We start from the raw sequence: 15976 nt of genomic DNA on the forward strand, positions 1-15976 counted from the left end.
GTCTAACCGCTGAGGTTACTCTTCAGGTGGAGTAGGCTGACTGCGAGAGGGGATCGATCGCGCCGTAGCGAGTTTGTGTAATCCACTATTTTTTCGCGTGCTTCCTCTAAGCGCCCAGCGCGTTGCAGTGCGCTGAAATAGACTGTCGAAAGAAAATCACTTGTTCCGAATCGTGCCGTCGACTCGTGCCGCGCACTGGCTACCTCAAGGAGCGCATCGCTTGGGATCCATGTCGGATTGAGTAGCTGAGTACCGATCTCGAGTGCTACCACATACGCGTGCGCTTTCACTGTCGGAAAACGTGGGTACGCGCGCTTGCATCTTTCGAGCAACTCAATCGCGCCGTCGATGTCTCGATTGTAGATAGCGACCCTGCAGAAGTACGCGATAACAAAGCTTGACGAGACTTCATCCTCTTCGCTTTCAAAGAGCTTGGCGAGCGTACTCGTCCAGTCATTCGCGCTCGGCTCGTCGGCCATCTCCAGGTACAGGTTGGCAAGCTGCCAGGCAGGAAACTGCGCAAGCCGCGGAGCGTCGATCTCGATCGCAGTGCGATAGCTGTAGTTGAATGCTTCAATGGCGAGAGCTGTCTTTCCGCACATCCGAAGAGTGAACGCTGCTCGTCCAGCATCTTGGTACGAGGTCGTGGAAGCGGCCTGTCTTAGCGACTTCGAGTAAAGACTCTGGGCGACGAGCTCGGCAATATCTAGTGATCCAAAGATCGTGTGATACAGAAGTGCCATTCGCTGGATTCGATCATCCGTCGCGATCTCCTTATCCGTCGGAGAGATAGACTGGAATATCGAGTTCGCCTTCATGCTATCGCAGGTGTTCGAGCAAATGACCAGGCCGATCTCGGCGGCGCGTAGTCGGGTTGATCGGGGAAGCTGTAGGGAGTTCACCAGTCGTAGTGTGAACTCGACAAGTCCGTCTTTGTCGACGAACGGATCTGCTCTGTACGCTGAATCGACGATAGACAGGGCTTCCTCAGCCTCTCCGTGCGTCACAGACGCGATGTCCGTTGGCAGTTTAAGCTCATTGGGGCCCAGCGCTAAGAATTTCGCATACTCTCCCGAGTCGAGCTCCAAGCGTGCTTGGAGCCAACGAAGATCGGTCGCAGTGCTGACTAGCGCCCTCGCCGAAGTAGCGCGGTTCAGTGTCTGAAGAAGTCCACGGGGGCGCCCGGATTCTACCAACGAGTGGGCGTGCTTGACCAAGAAGCGGAGCACGGCCTCGCCTCGTCCGCTGAGCTCAGTCTGGTGCAAGCCTTGAAGGAGAACGTTTACGTCCGCTGTCCGGTCGAACTCGCGTTCGAAAGCTTCGGCAATCGATGATCGCAACGCTGCACGAACTAGAGTCGACATGCGGCTTGTAGCAGCCTTACCCACAAGTTCATGCGAGACGACAAGCGCCGCCTCGTCCTGCGCGAGATAGCCTTCTTTCTCCAGTTGCTCTAGGGCGGCTAGCAACTCGTGCGTAGGTAGCTGCAACGATTCCATGATACGATCGAGCGACGCATACTCTCCGAGCAGCGAAATGGTCTGGAGCGCTCGAACAGCCGTTGAAGGGAGTCGCTCTATGCGTTGGTCCAGTAGTCCCTGAAGCGTCGGCGGGATACCACTCGCATCACCCGTCTCCACCCAATGATTCACCAACGCAAGTAGGAAGAACGGGCTTCCCTCACTCGCGCTGACAATCCAGTCCTCCACTTTCGGAGAGAGAGGCGCGGCCATCTCGCTACTCAGCCAACGCGCGAGGGAGAGCGACTCCTCCGGAAGCAGCGCGTCGAGCTTGACAACTTGCAGTGCCGACGGGGACTTGGATGACCGATCCACACGCCGTGCGGGAGGACGGGTTGTGATTACCAGGAACACCCGCATCAGCGCCACACTCTCGGCGAGGTCAACGAGGACATCCCACGAATCATCGTCGATCCAGTGGGCATCTTCAATGATCAGAAAGAGCGGCTTCTCCTCCGTAACGGCGCCGATCAAATCGATGATTGAATGGCGCACCGTCTGACTCCTGATCGACGTCAGGTCAACACCTTCCAGCGACCGCGCGGCAGCTGACGTCGACGAGGCGTCGCCTTCGGTGCGAGAAAGCTCCGCATCGCTGATGCCGACAATCTTGCGCAGGATGCTCATACTCTCCGGCGCGCAGCCAAGTGCACCGGGGAGCGTCAGCAGCTCGGTGACGGGTTCCAGTAACGCATGGAGCGGCCGGTTCACGTCACCGTCACGGCACTCCACACGTATTTCGCGGAATCCTTCAATCGTTGAGACTTTCGAGAGTTCGTTGGCGAGTCGAGTCTTCCCGATACCCGCGTAACCCTCAATCATCACCGCGCTCCCGTCGTGCCACCGGGCCCGCCGCATCGCCATCGTCAGATTCGCCAGCTCGGTCGTGCGACCGACGAAATGCCGCTCCGCCGGCACGAACGATGGACGCTTCTTCGTGGGTGGCTCGGTGAAGCGCTTCCGCAGCAGCGTCGCCGGCAGCCGAATGTCGCCGGCCGACGGGCCGATCTCCGCGAGATAGCGATCGATGATCGCCACCGCCTCCGCCTTCGAACCAGCCAACATCGTGCACTCGGCCAGCGTCAGCGTCGCCTCCTCATGCAACGGGTCGAACTGCAGCAGCCACCGCGCTAGCGCCTCCGCCCCCGACCAGTCGGCGCGCTCGCGACGGGTACGCAGTAGCTCGACCAATACCCGGCGCACGGCGGCGTGCACGGTCGCTCGCTGCGCGTCGACCCACTCCTGATAGTCCGGCCACGGCGCGACGAAACTCGGCAGAAAGACGCCGAAGGGCTCGTTCCCGCGCACCACATCCCGATCAAATAAGGCTGGCGTGTGCGACAACGAAAACGTCGTCACCACCTGCCGCGGATCGAGACACACGCAGTCGCCCATGAGCGACACGTTGATCCCCATCGACCGCGCCTTGTACAGCGTCTGCCGCAAGTTGCCGCGCTGACGCGCGATCGACTGGCCGGGCCACAACGAGGTCAGTAGCTCGTCGCGCGAGTGCCGGTACTCGGGGCTGTACGCCACGCGCACCAGCAAGGCAAAGAGCGTCCCCGTCGACGGCACGATGCGGTCGTCACCCAACATCAGGCGCGCCGCGCCCAAGGTCTGAAACACCAAGGGCAGCCCGCCAAGATCCGCGTCGTCCGCCACCTCTGGCAACGTCAGCTCGTCTCGAGCCGCTGATTGGAGTCGCATGCGAGCCATTGGCACACCCGTCGGCAAGAGTACAGGCTGGGCGATCGACGTCGTCACCCGGGGACGACATGACACTGAGCTCGTACCGTCAGCGACGCGTCAGCAGTAGTAAATGTCGCCGCAGTGAAGCGATCCCAACAGCGCACCCCGTGACTCCGAGTGAACAATGCACGACGGGCGGTCTCTCTCGTGGAGAAACCGCCCGTCCGCTGTCATCCGTCCCGTCCCTGCCGGACTGCCCACCGACCCGGGAACTCACGGAAATTCTATCAACGACTCCGTTGGAATGCCGTCGGCTTCCGCTTGAAAGTTGACCACAAGACGGTGTCGCAACACGGCCTTCGCTACACTGCGCACGTCGTCAAGATCGGGCATCGCCCGTCCATCCATCGCCGCCCGCGCTTTCGCCCCCAGGACGAGATACTGCGACGCACGCGGACCGGCACCCCAGCTGACGTATTTCTTCACCTTCGCACTCGCGTTCGGATCGTCCGGTCGCGTGCTGCGCGCGAGCTTCACGGCGTACTGCACCAGACTCGGCGGCGCCGGCAACCGACGCACGAGTCGCTGCAATCGCAGCAACTCTTCGCCGCCGACCACCGGACGCACATCGCCCTGCGACGCACCCGTCGTCGACATCACGATCTGCTCTTCCTCCTCGCGCGACGGATAGCCGACCGTGAGTTCGAACATGAAGCGGTCGAGCTGTGCTTCCGGCAGCGGATACGTGCCTTCCTGCTCGATCGGATTCTGCGTGGCAAGCACGAAGAACGGCTTCGGCAACTCGTACGTGCGTCCCGCCACGGTCACCGTGCGCTCCTGCATGGCCTGCAGCAGCGCGGCCTGCGTCTTCGGGGGCGCTCGATTGATTTCGTCGGCCAGCACCATGTTGGCGAACACGGGGCCTTCGGCAAAACGAAACGCGCGCTTGCCCGTGCCTGGCTCCTCTTCCATGAGCTCAGTGCCGGTGATGTCACTCGGCATCAGGTCGGGTGTGAACTGCACACGCGAGAAGGTGAGATCGAGCGCCTGCGCAACGGTCTGCACCAGGAGCGTCTTCGCGAGGCCCGGCACACCGACGAGCACCACATGTCCGCCGGCGAGCAGCGCCGTCACAAGGTCGTCGACCACCTGGGTCTGTCCGACGATGCGCTTTCCGATTTGCGTGGCGAGCTCACGTCGCGCCTCAGCGAGACGGTCGAGCAGGGCGAGGTCGTTCTCGACAGGCGGTGTAGTCACGAGATCGGTGTGAGATGCGAAATGGACGAGCCTGAAAACAGATACGGACGCCCGCGGGCGTCCGTTGCAGTGTCAGAGAATGTAACGCGCGAACCGAGGCGCGCGAGCAATGCACGCTCCCACCGGCAATCAGCGAAGGGCGAACTCGACGCGCTGTTGCACGGGATAGTTCTCGCTGCGCAACGACGCCACGAGTGTGTAGTGACCGGGCGACGGGGGCAACCAGCGCTCGTCATAGACGACAGAGTCATGAGCGTCGAGCAGGCGGTTCTGCATAGCCTGCGTGAAGAGACGCCCCGTACTCCAGCGCCATACCTCACGGCCCGCATCGTTCAGCACCACGAAATCGTGCGTCCGGCCATCGGGAAAGTTCAGCTCGACCCGCTTGCGGGAGTCGTTCGCGACTTCGATCGCGAATCGCACCACGCCTTGAGCCGTGTCTACCATGACGTGAGACGTCACACCCTGCTCGACCCCACCTTTGGGGCGCGCGCTGGCTACCGGACTCGGCGTTCGCGGGCCACACGCGAACATCAGGACGGCGGCTGCCAGCAGTGGAACGATGATGCGGGAAAGCATCAGGGAGTGGGTCGGATGGTCGGGTCGCAGTAGCCGATGCCAATCGTAAGCACCGACATAAGCTTGGACGACGCACGGTCACATTTCGATACTTCGCCACGTTATCAACGGCAGCTGTGGCTGTCAAGCATCAGTTGACGCGCTAAGTGACGATGCTGCTTCACATTTGCCTTTTGTTACTTGCCCGCATTCGCGTGTCGGTGTTTGTTCGGGTTCGGTCATTTTGATAGCTTGCGAAAAATTTCACAAGCCTCTAGCTTCCGCGCCGAATGGCAGATGAACCGCGGAACCCAACACCCGGCTCGACGCCGCCCGGAGAGCAGTCTCCGTGGGCGCTCGCCGGACTCGGCATGCAGTTCTTCGCGTCAATCCTGTTGTTCGTGTACGCCGGCAGTTGGCTCGACCGCCGGTTCGACACATCGCCCCTCTTCTTGTTGGGGGGGCTGTTCGGAGGTGGGGGAGGAGCTTTCTACGCGAGTTACCGGCGTCTCACGAAGCCGACTGGCTCGCGGTCCACGGACGATACCGATTCGTTGCCGAAGCCATGACGACCGATCGTGTTGCGCCCAATCGAATGCTCCGTGCGCTGCTCGGCTTCACCGCCGCGCAACTCACCCTCGTGGTGAGTGCTGCGTTCCTCATGCAGCGGTTCGTCTGGCCTGACCCCGCGTCGGCCGAAGCGGTGCGCGCCAGTGCGTGGCTCGCCGTGATCGTGCAGACATTCACCTTTGCGATCGCGATGCTCGTCGCGCGAACGCAGGTGATGGCGGGGTGGGGGCTCGGCGTGTTGTTGCGGGGAGCGACGTTGGCCTTCTGGGCCTTCTTGGGAGCTGAAGCGTTGGGGTTGCCGTCGACTCCCGCGCTCATATCACTTGTCGTTTTCTACTTCGTCTCGACTGTGATCGAGCCGATCTTTCTGAACGCTCACTAAGACCTGATTCGGATGCAGTCCATGCTCCGCTCGTTGTCCTGTGCCATGCTCCTTGCCCTCGCGCCCGTCGCGTTGAGCGCGCAGGAGCATAGCGAACACGCCCCGGCCACGCCGGCGGCGGGTCCGGTGGATTTTATCACGCCGCACATCACCGATGGCTCGCACCTCGAGATCCCGTGGCCGAATAGCCACCTCGCCAAGGAAATCGAGCTCCCGAAGATTGCGCCGGTGCACATCGGCAGCATGGAAGTCGATCTGTCGCCGACCAAGCATGTCGTGTTCATGCTGTTGGCCGCCGTGGTCGTGGCCGTCGTGTTGATCAGTGCGGCGTCGGCTTCGCGCACGCAGCATGAGACCGAAGGGCGCACCAAGGGCTTCGCCGGTGCGATGGAAGCGATGGCGCTGTATCTGCGCAACGAAGTCGTGCTGCCGAACGTCGGGCACCACGGCGAAGCGTTCGTGCCGTTCGCGCTCACGCTGTTCTTCTTCATCCTCACGTGCAATCTGTTCGGCATGATCCCTTACGGAGCCACGGCGACGGGTAACATCGCCGTGACCGCCACGCTTGCCCTCATCACGGCGGTGGTCGTCGAGGTCGCCGGTATCCGCGCCAACGGTATCGGCTACCTGAGCACGATTTTCTACTGGAACAAGGATCTGCCGATCGTCATGCGCGTCATGATGTTCTTCATCATGTCGCCGGTCGAAATGGTGGGCAAGATCTCGAAGCCGTTCGCGCTCACCATTCGTTTGTTCGCGAACATGACCGCCGGGCACATTCTGCTCCTCGCGCTGATCGGTCTCATCTTCGCCTTCCAGTCGTGGGCGTTCGCCGGCGTGCCGGTCCTCATGGCCACGGTGATCAGCTTGCTCGAATTGTTCGTCAGCTTTTTGCAGGCCTTCATCTTCACGCTGCTGGCCTGTGTGTTTATCGGACAGATCCGCGAAGCGCACCACTAGCACCTGTTGAACTCGTTCGGCGGAATCTCCCACCGCCTGCGAGAGACGTAGCCGATCGAGCGATCGGTGATTCCCGTTGGGCTTCGGCCCGCTGACGGGACGCGCGGTACCTGGTACCGCCGCCGGGAGTGCATTTCTCAACGACTATTTTTCGGAGTGTTACGATGGAAATCATGGGTCTCCTCCAGGCCGCTGCGCCGGTTGTTCAGGATCCGAAGGGCATGGCCATGATCGGCGCCGGCATCGCTGCCGGTGGTGCCGCGATCGGCGCCGGCATGGGTATCGGCCGCATCGGTGGTTCGGCGGTTGAGGGCATGGCGCGTCAGCCGGAAGCCGCGGGTCGTATTCAGACCGCCGCGCTCATCCTGGCCGCGCTCATCGAAGGCGCCGCGCTGTTCGGCGTCGTCGTCGGCTTCCTGATTCAGGGCAAGATCACGTTCTAACGTGATCGCGCGCGCGGGGCGTCCATCCGGGCGCCCCGCCGCACTCTCTTCTTCTCGTGGACCTCTCCATGCTCGCTCTTTCCGCCCGCCGTATCGGCGCGCTCGCTGCTCTGCTCGCGGTCACCGCCTCTCCGGCGCTTGCGTCGGAAGCCGCCGAAGGACCGCCCAATCTGCTCGACCCAAATGTCGGCGTGATGGCGTGGACGCTGGTCATCTTCGTCCTGCTGATGGTCGTGCTGTCGAAGTTTGCCTTCAAGCCGCTCTTCGCTGCCGTCGAGGCGCGCGAAAAGGCGCTCGAGGATGCGATCGAAGGTGCCAAGCGCGATCGTGCCGCTGCCGAGTCGCTGCTCACGCAGCAGAAGGCCCATCTCGAAACCGCGCGTACGGAAGCGCAGCAGATCATCGCTGACAGCCGCGCCACGGCCGAGAAGATGCGGACCGATCTGCTCGCGCAGACCAAGACACAGCAGGAAGAGATGATCGAGCAGGCCCGCCGTGCGATCGAAGGCGAGAAGGCTGCCGCCATTGCCGCGCTGCGGACGGAAGCGATCGACCTCGCCATCGCCGGCGCTTCGCGCGTGGTCGAGCAGAATCTCGATTCGACCGGTAATCGCAAGATTGTCGAGAGCTTCCTGGCCTCGCTCGACGGCGCCAAGGGTACGCGCTGATGCCGGCCGGCGTGCAGGGCGAATCGGTCGCCCGTAACTACGCCGAGGCGCTGCTGGACCTCGCGCGCAAGGCTGAGGACACGGCGGGGTGGGGCACGATGTTGCGGCAGATCGCGACCGCGATCGAAACCGACATCACGCTCTTTCGCTTCCTCGAGTCGCCGCGCATTGCTGCCGACCAGAAGTCGGCGGTGCTGACCAAGGCCCTCGGCGATCGCGTGCCGCGTCTGTTTCTGCGCTTCTTGCAGCAGCTGGTGAAGAACCGTCGGCAGATGCTGATCCCGATCGTGGCCAACGAGTACGACACGCTCCTCGACGCGTCGGCCGGTATTGTACATGCGCGCGTGACCGTGGCACGTGAAACAGGTGACGACGAGCGCGACGAGATCGGCAAGCGGTTGTCGGCCATCGTTGGCAAGACGGTCGTGCCGCACCTCGCCGTCGACCCGAGCATTCTCGGTGGTATCGTGGTCCGCATCGGCGACACCGTGATGGATGGCTCGCTGCGCCGGAAGCTCGGCTTGCTGCGCCGTCGCATGGGTGCGTCGCGCGTCTGATTCGGCTCCACTCGCTTCGTGAAGGAACGGGGGAGTGCACGAGAGTGCACTCCCCCGATTCACATTCTGCCGATCATCTCCGTGCGTAAACGCCTCGCTTTCGTTCTCCTGCTCGTCGCGCGGGCCGTCACGGCGCAAAGCGCGCCGGCTCAGCCGGCCGTCCTCCCGAATCAGCAGGCGCTCGCGCCCCGCATCCCGGTCCGCGCCGCGACCACGCGGGCGAGTGGCGACACGACGGGGTACTGGCAGCAGCGAGCCGACTATCAGATCGTGGCCACGCTCGATGAGCGCGTCGGTGTGATCACGGCCACCGGGTCGTTGCGGTACGTGAATCGCAGCCCCGAAGTGCTGCGTGAGCTCTGGGTGCATCAGTACCTCAATGCGTTCCGCCCCGGGTCGAGGTGGTCGGCGACCGATGAGCGCGAGGGCCGTTTGCGCTTTCAGGAACTGCGTGATCCCGACTACGCGTATGAGCGTTTTACCTCAGCCCCGCGCGTGAATGGCCGCACTGTGACCGTGGAGTATCCGCTGTCGCCGGACAGCACCGTCGTGCGGTTGCCTCTGGCCACGCCGTTGGCCCCCGGGGACTCGGTCACCGTGGAGTTTGCGTGGACGGCGCGGCCGAGCACGGTGCCTCGACGTCAGGCACGCCGCGGGCGGAGCTTCGACTTCTCGCAATGGTATCCGAAGGTGGCCGTGTACGATCGCGACGGCTGGAAGCCGAATGCACTCGTGCCGGCGGGAGAGTTCTACGGGGAGTTCGGGGCATTCGATGTCACGCTGGTCTTGCCAGCCGATCAGACGGTGGGCGCCACGGGTGTCCCGGTGAGCGGCGACCCGGGCTATGCGCGCGTGATGGCGCCCGGCAGTGAGCGTCCGCGGCTGGCGGCGCAGGCGTATCGTGATGTACCGGCGGCGACCACGGTTCGGGTGCCGACAGGCTACAAAGCGGTGCGCTTCATCGCGCGCAACGTGCACCATTTCGCGTGGAGCACGTCGCCCGGATTCCGGTATGAAGGCACGTCGTATGTACATGCCCCGTCGCAGTTCTATCGCTTCCCGATTTGGGACACGGTGTCGGTGCACGTGCTGTATCGGGCCGATGCCGCCGACGACTGCTCCCGGGCGTCGCTGAGCGAGAGCGCCGAGAAGCGCTGCGTGGACGAGTCCCTCACGCAGTGGCAGGGTGGCAAGGCGCTGGATCAGACGCGCAAGGCTCTCCGCTGGCTGGAGGCACTGTACGGGGACTATCCGTATCCGCAGATCACCGTGGTCAAACGCATCGACGCCAGCGGCACGGAATTTCCCATGCTGCTCATGAACGGTGAGGCCACGCTGGGGCTCACGGTGCACGAACTCGGGCACGTGTACACCTATGGCATTCTCGCCAACAACGAGTGGCAGAGCGGTTGGATGGACGAAGGGTTGAGTTCGTATCAGGAGTTGTTGCAAGCCGGAGACTCACGCGTGCTGCTGGCCGCCCGGCTCGAGATGGCGAACGATCGGAATCCATCACAGCCCGCCGACACGGCCGTTCGTCGCTTGCGTGCTCGACTCGATTCCATGTCAGGCGAGCAGGCGACCACGGTGCGCGAGGGGACCGCGGAGCCGATCGGGTCGCGGGCGGATCTGTTCCGCAGCTTCGCCGCGTACAACGCGTCGGTGTATGATCGCGGCCAGTCGATGTACCAGGCGCTGCACGATGTGCTGGGCGAGGAAACGTTTCAGCGCTTCCTGCGCGAGTACTACGCGATGTGGCAGTTCCGGCATGTGGATCGCTGGGCGATGCAGGCCACGGCGGAACGCGTCGGCGAGCGGAAGCTCGGCTGGTTCTTCGATCAGTGGGTGCAGCAGACCGGGGTCATCGATTACGCCTTGCGGGCGCCGGTCGTCCGTAAGGAGCAAGTGGCTGGGCGGTTCCAATGGGTCGTCACGGCGCAGCTCGCACGCGTGGGACAATACCGGCATCCGATGCCGGTGGGCGTGCGGACGGCGACTGGGTGGACGGTGATTCGCACCGACCCGCTCAAGGATGTACAGCTGGTGCAGTTCCGGCTCGACGAGGCGCCCGACGCCCTTTGGCTCGATCCATACGGCAGCACGGAGAGCCCCACAGCCCGGTTCTATCGATTGGTATTGCCGACCCGCTGACGTCAGCGGATCGGTCGCATGATTCGTCTACGATTCTGGAGCGTTGCATGAGTGGTCGCGTCGAAGTCCGGCATGTGCCGAAACCGTGGGGACATGAGACGATCTGGGCCCACACCGATCGGTACGTGGGCAAGATCCTGCATATCACCGCCGGACAGGCATTGTCCGTGCAGTACCACGAGCGGAAGGACGAAACCGTCTATCTGCTGCAGGGCGAAATGAAGTACTGGGTTCAGCTGCCCGGCGAGACCGAGCTGCAGGACCAGCGTTTGACCACCGGTCAGTCGTTCCGGATCACGCCGGGCACGATCCACTACATGGAAGCGATCACTGATTGCGATGTGCTGGAAGCCAGCACGCCGGAACTGGATGATGTGGTCCGGATCAAGGATCGATACGGCCGCGAGGGCACCAGCGCCCCCTGACGCGCTCGCTCGTGATCGCGATCCCTCAGCACTTCGAACGGCGCCGCCCCTCCCCGAGGACGGCGCCGTTCTGCATCTTGCGTCGATCTGCAGGAGCGCCCGACTCACCCCGCCACTCGGGATCGAATTCGACATGAAGGTCATTATCCCCCTCGCCGGGAAAGGCACGCGCCTTCGTCCGCACACCCACGTGACGCCGAAGCCGATGCTGAAGGTCGCTGGCCGCCCCGTGATGAGCTACGTCATGGACGACGTGCTCAAGCTCGGCAATGTGGAACAGGTGGTGTACATCACCGGACATCTGAAGGAGAAGGTCGAAGCGTTCACGCGCGCGACGTACGAGATCCCGAGCATGTTCATCGAGCAGGCGGTGCAGGACGGCACGGCGGGCGCGGTCGCGCTGGCGAAGCCGTTCGTCGACCAGCCGGTACTGATCATCTTCGTCGATACGATCTTCGATGCCGACCTGAGCATTCTCAAGAACAGCGACGACGACGGCATCATCTGGACCAAGGAAGTCGAGGATTACCAGCGCTTCGGCGTGGTGGTCACCGACGAGCACGGCCACATGACGAAGATCGTCGAGAAGCCGAAAGAGCCGATTTCGAAGCGGGCGAACATCGGCCTGTACTACATCAAGAACTGGAAGCTGCTGTACGAGGGCATCGATCACGTGCTGACTACGGCGCCAAACAAAGGCGAGTGGTACCTCACCGATGCGTTCCAGTACATGATCGATCATGGCGCCAAGATCAAAGTGGTGGACGTCGCCGGATGGTACGATGCCGGTCAGCTCGAGACCTTGCTCGACACGAACCGCACGATGCTCGAGAAAGGACGTGCCCGTCGCCCGGCCGCTCTTGGCGAAGGCGCGACGATCGTCGAGCCGGTGTACATCGAAGACGGCTGCACCATTGAGCATGCCACCGTTGGACCGAATGTGTCGCTCGGCACGGGCAGCACGGTGCGCCATTCGACCGTTGCCAACGCGGTGATCGGCGAGCACACGACAGTCGAACATGCCCAGTTGCACGACGCATTTCTGGGCGACCGCGTGGTGGTGCGGGGCGTGAAAGGCAGCATGAACCTCGGCGATGACTCCGACATTCGGATGGACACGTGAGCGACGAATCGAACGGTGGCGATCACGGTGAATCGCGAAGCGAATCGCGAGGCGAATCGCGAGGCGTGTCGCGCCGTGACCTGTTGAGTGGGGCGGCCGCGGCGTTGGCCGCTGCGGCAGTCACGGGTGCGCCAGCGCGATTGCTGGCCAGCACGGATGACTGGCGCGTGGATCTCACCCCGCCGCGGCTGGCCGGAAACGGCAGCATGCTCGGCGTCCCGTTCGAGAAGTACGCCACGGTGCGCGTCGCGATCGTAGGCACGGGGCTGCGCGGAAGCTCCGTGCTGGGCGAACTGCTCGCCATCGAAGGCGTGGAGATTACCGCACTCGCGGATATCGTCCCGGAGAAGGCGCAACGCGCGGCCGACCGGGTGGTGAAAGCGGGGCGCAAGGCCCCGGCGCTGTACACCAACGGAGAACGCGATTTTGAACGGCTGGTGCAGCGTGACGATATCGACTTCGTCTACACCGCCACTCCATGGCCGTGGCACACGCCGGTCGTCCTGGCCGCGATGCGGGCGGGCAAACATGCCGGCAGCGAAGTGCCCATCGCGCTCTCCGTCGACCAGTGCTGGGAACTGGTCGACACGTCCGAGAAGACGAAGCGGCATTGCCTGCTTATGGAGAATTGCTGCTACGGCAACAGCGAGCTCACTGTGCTGCGCATGGTACGCGAAGGCGTATTCGGCACGTTGCTGCACGCGGAGGCGGCGTATCTGCACGACCTGCGCGAGATCCTGTTCGAGAACAAGGACGAAGGGCTCTGGCGTCGCTTCCCGCACACCGAACGCGACACGAACTTCTATCCCACGCACGGGCTCGGACCGGTCGCGCAGTACCTTGGCATTCATCGCGGCGACAAGTTCGAGTACGTCGTATCGATGTCGTCGCCGGAAGCCGGACTCTCCGAGTGGCGCGAGAAGGCGGAGCCAAAGGACAGTCCGAAATGGAAGGAACGCTACAAAGCCGGCGATATGAACACGTCGCTGATCAAGACGGCCAAGGGACGCACGATCCTGCTGCAGCACGATGTCGTGAATCCGCGTCCGTATTCGCGGCTGAACAACCTGCAGGGATCCAAGGCGATCTTCAACGACTATCCCGCACGCCTGTATATCGACGGCGCCGCCGGTGGCGAGAAGTGGACGCCGTTGGCCGAATTCAAGAACAAGTACGAGCATCCGCTCTGGACGGCGGTCGGCGACATGGCCCGCAAGAACGGCGGCCATGGCGGCATGGACTTCATCATGGCCTACCGTCTCGTGCAGTGCATGCGCGAAGGGCTCGCGCCTGACTTCGACGTGTACGATGCTGCCGCGTGGAGCGTGCCGTATGCGTTGTGCGAGCAGTCAATCAAGAAGGGTAGCGCGCCCATCAAGTTCCCCGACTTCACCCGCGGTGCGTGGCGGACGTCCACTGCACCGCAGGGCCCAAGTCCGACATGATCCGTTCGGCCGTCATCATGGCCGGAGGCCTCGGCACCCGCATGCGTCGCACTGACGACACGGCAACGCTCGAGGCCTCGCAGGTGGCGGCCGCGGAATCCGGGGTGAAGGGGATGATTCCGATCAAGCGTCCCTTTCTCGAATATGTCCTCTCGGCATTGGCCGATGCGGGCATCGTCGATGTGCTGCTCGTGATCGGGCCGGATCACGACGCGGTGCGACAGTACTTCACGCGCGAAGCGCCGCCCACGCGTGTGCGCCTTCGCTTCGTGGTGCAGCCGGCGCCGATTGGCACGGCCAACGCCGTGACGGTAGCCGCCGCCGTGCTCGGCGATGCGCCGTTTCTGGTGCTGAACGCCGACAATTACTACCCGGTGGCGGCCTTTCGCGAACTTGCGACCGAAGACAGCGCCGGCGTCGTGGCGTTCGATCGGGAGGTCCTCGTGCGCGACGGCAACATCGATGCAGAACGTGTGCGCGCCTACGCGGTACTCGACCTATCGCGCGATGGCATGTTGTGCGGCATTCTGGAGAAGCCCGGCGACGCGTTCGATCTCACGAGCGACGCGGCGAAGTGGGTCGGCATGAACTTGTGGGCCGTCACGCCGGCGATTGTGGAGGCCTGCCACCGCGTGCCGGTGTCGGCGCGCGGCGAGTTCGAGTTGCCGGAAGCCGTAGCGCTTGCGCTTCGTGAGGGCGTGCCGGTTCGCGCCGTTCGCCTGAGTGCGCCGGTGCTCGATTTGTCACGTCGCTCGGACATTGCCGGCGTCGTGGATCGCCTGTCATCGGTCGATCCGCGGCCATGACGCTCGACGCGTTTCCGCCACTCAGCGAACAGTTCGTGCGGCGGTCGTTCAACAGTGTCGGCTTCTCGCCACTCGTGGCGAACGCGTACCGCTCGTTGCTGCGCGATGCGCATCAGGCGCTCGATGATGCCAGTGTGCCATCGGACCACCGTCGGGTGTGGATCTTACCCGGACGCATCGAAGTACTTGGTAAACATGTGGACTATGCCGGCGGCCGCTCGCTGCTGTGTACGGTCGAACGCGGCATCGTGCTGGTGGCCCGCCGCCGCGATGATAGAGTGGCCGTGCTGCGCGATGCGCGACGCCGTGAATCGATCTCGATTGCCTTCGATGCACCGACCCGCAGTGCGCTGCCGTGGGCGGTGTATCCGCGCACAGTCCTGCGTCGCCTGATCGCCAACTTCGGCAGCGCGGTCTGTGGGGCCGACATCGCGTTGGCGAGCAACCTGCCGCCGGCGGCTGGCGTCTCGAGTTCGAGTGCACTCACCGTGGGACTTAGCCTGGCCTTTGCAGAGCTGTCGGAGCTTCCCGCGTTGCCCGCGTGGCGCACCACGATCACCGATCGTGCGGCACTAGCCGGCTACATCGGTGCTCTCGAGAATGGCGCCGACTACGGGCTGCTGGCTGGCGAACGTGGCGTGGGCACCCTCGGTGGTGCGCAGGATCAGACGGCGATTCTGTGCGGTGAACCCGATAGACTCGAGATGTTTCGCTGGGCGCCGGTGACGTACGAGCGATCGGTTCCCTGGCTCGCCGATTTCACATTCGTGATCGGCGTGAGCGGTGTGGTCGCGGCGAAAACCGGCGCGGCCAAGGAGCGGTACAATCGTGCGGCGCGCACGGCGCATCGGCTCGTGGATGCATGGAATCTCCACGGCGGCGGGGAGGCCGAGACGCCGGCTCGTTCATTGCGCGAGGCCTTCGAGTTGGCATCTCAGGGCCCCGTGACGCGGGTACCAGCGACGTTGGTCGACGCCGCGCGGGCCGTGGCCGATCAGGAGTTCACGGCCAATCATCTCGTCGCGCGTCTCGAGCAGTTCTTCGACGAGACGTTCGTGATCGTACCGACTGCCGCCGACGCGTTGGCCAACGGTGACGTGAAGCAGTTCGGCGCACTGGTGGATCGCTCCCAGGGCGGTGCCGAGCGGGCGCTCGAGAATCAGATCGCGGAAACGGTGCATCTCGCGCGCTACGCGCGCGAACTCGGCGCGCACGCCGCGAGCGCGTTCGGCGCCGGCTTTGGTGGAAGTGTGTGGGCGATGGTCTCGGCGCAAGATGCCGAGCGATTTGCGTCGCGGTGGCGAGACCGTTATCTGCGCACACACGGATCGGCATCGCATCGTGCGCTGTTTTTCGCCACGCGGCCGAGTGCGCCGGCCTTTGAAGTGATCGACGACGACACACGCGGCGCATAAGCGCGTG

At 63.5% G+C, this 15976-nt stretch carries 15 protein-coding genes; 12 read left to right on the forward strand and 3 right to left on the reverse strand.

The features are described from left to right. Positions 1 to 2: 2 nt before the first annotated feature. The 3 genes from HKW67_RS01985 to HKW67_RS01995 all read right to left on the reverse strand — a co-directional run bounded on the left by HKW67_RS01985 (position 3) and on the right by HKW67_RS01995 (position 5045). Positions 3 to 3236: an ATP-binding protein gene (locus tag HKW67_RS01985; protein WP_206044572.1), complete on the reverse strand. Its 3234-nt coding sequence runs from the start codon at positions 3234 to 3236 to the stop codon at positions 3 to 5. Positions 3237 to 3482: 246 nt separating this feature from the next. Continuing rightward, on the reverse strand, positions 3483 to 4466 hold the full coding sequence (locus HKW67_RS01990; RefSeq protein WP_171223803.1) for an AAA family ATPase: 984 nt from the start codon (positions 4464 to 4466) through the stop codon (positions 3483 to 3485). A gap of 129 nt (positions 4467 to 4595) precedes the next feature. Beyond that, complete coding sequence (locus tag HKW67_RS01995; RefSeq protein WP_171223804.1) at positions 4596 to 5045, reverse strand: BsuPI-related putative proteinase inhibitor; 450 nt, start codon at positions 5043 to 5045, stop codon at positions 4596 to 4598. 350 nt (positions 5046 to 5395) lie between these two features. Between HKW67_RS01995 and HKW67_RS22740 the strand changes: the two genes are divergently transcribed. The 12 genes from HKW67_RS22740 (at position 5396) to HKW67_RS02055 (ending at position 15969) form a co-directional block, all read left to right on the forward strand. Further along, positions 5396 to 5593 carry an AtpZ/AtpI family protein gene (locus tag HKW67_RS22740; protein ID WP_425486269.1) on the forward strand — a complete coding sequence of 66 codons (198 nt, stop codon included), beginning with the start codon at positions 5396 to 5398 and terminating at the stop codon, positions 5591 to 5593. Then, positions 5590 to 5976 carry a hypothetical protein gene (locus HKW67_RS02005; RefSeq protein WP_171223806.1) on the forward strand — a complete coding sequence of 129 codons (387 nt, stop codon included), beginning with the start codon at positions 5590 to 5592 and terminating at the stop codon, positions 5974 to 5976. The genes HKW67_RS22740 and HKW67_RS02005 overlap by 4 nt, the downstream gene beginning before the upstream one ends. 21 nt (positions 5977 to 5997) lie before the next feature. Further along, on the forward strand, positions 5998 to 6936 hold the full coding sequence (atpB, locus tag HKW67_RS02010; protein ID WP_171223807.1) for a F0F1 ATP synthase subunit A: 939 nt from the start codon (positions 5998 to 6000) through the stop codon (positions 6934 to 6936). A 173-nt stretch (positions 6937 to 7109) separates the two neighbouring features. Then, complete coding sequence (gene atpE, locus HKW67_RS02015) at positions 7110 to 7379, forward strand: ATP synthase F0 subunit C (RefSeq protein ID WP_206044573.1); 270 nt, start codon at positions 7110 to 7112, stop codon at positions 7377 to 7379. 68 nt (positions 7380 to 7447) lie between these two features. Next, positions 7448 to 8047: a F0F1 ATP synthase subunit B gene (gene atpF, locus HKW67_RS02020; protein ID WP_171223809.1), complete on the forward strand. Its 600-nt coding sequence runs from the start codon at positions 7448 to 7450 to the stop codon at positions 8045 to 8047. Further along, a complete protein-coding gene (locus HKW67_RS02025; protein WP_171223810.1) occupies positions 8047 to 8604 on the forward strand; it encodes a F0F1 ATP synthase subunit delta in 558 nt (185 codons plus the stop codon). The genes atpF and HKW67_RS02025 overlap by 1 nt, the downstream gene beginning before the upstream one ends. Before the next feature lie 81 nt (positions 8605 to 8685). Then, on the forward strand, positions 8686 to 10755 hold the full coding sequence (locus tag HKW67_RS02030) for a M1 family metallopeptidase (protein WP_171223811.1): 2070 nt from the start codon (positions 8686 to 8688) through the stop codon (positions 10753 to 10755). Positions 10756 to 10802: 47 nt separating this feature from the next. Then, positions 10803 to 11180 (forward strand): cupin domain-containing protein, encoded by a 378-nt coding sequence (locus tag HKW67_RS02035; RefSeq protein WP_171223812.1) that lies wholly within the window; start codon positions 10803 to 10805, stop codon positions 11178 to 11180. 133 nt (positions 11181 to 11313) lie between these two features. After that, a complete protein-coding gene (locus HKW67_RS02040) occupies positions 11314 to 12303 on the forward strand; it encodes a sugar nucleotidyltransferase (protein WP_171223813.1) in 990 nt (329 codons plus the stop codon). 65 nt (positions 12304 to 12368) lie between these two features. After that, a complete protein-coding gene (locus HKW67_RS02045; RefSeq protein ID WP_171227509.1) occupies positions 12369 to 13748 on the forward strand; it encodes a Gfo/Idh/MocA family protein in 1380 nt (459 codons plus the stop codon). Next, positions 13745 to 14554 (forward strand): sugar phosphate nucleotidyltransferase, encoded by an 810-nt coding sequence (locus HKW67_RS02050; protein ID WP_171223814.1) that lies wholly within the window; start codon positions 13745 to 13747, stop codon positions 14552 to 14554. The genes HKW67_RS02045 and HKW67_RS02050 overlap by 4 nt, the downstream gene beginning before the upstream one ends. Next, on the forward strand, positions 14551 to 15969 hold the full coding sequence (locus HKW67_RS02055; RefSeq protein ID WP_171223815.1) for a galactokinase family protein: 1419 nt from the start codon (positions 14551 to 14553) through the stop codon (positions 15967 to 15969). Before HKW67_RS02050 ends, HKW67_RS02055 begins: the two co-directional genes overlap by 4 nt. The last annotated feature ends 7 nt before the right edge of the window (positions 15970 to 15976 follow it).

The organism is Gemmatimonas groenlandica (assembly GCF_013004105.1).
Classification (GTDB): domain Bacteria; phylum Gemmatimonadota; class Gemmatimonadetes; order Gemmatimonadales; family Gemmatimonadaceae; genus Gemmatimonas; species Gemmatimonas groenlandica.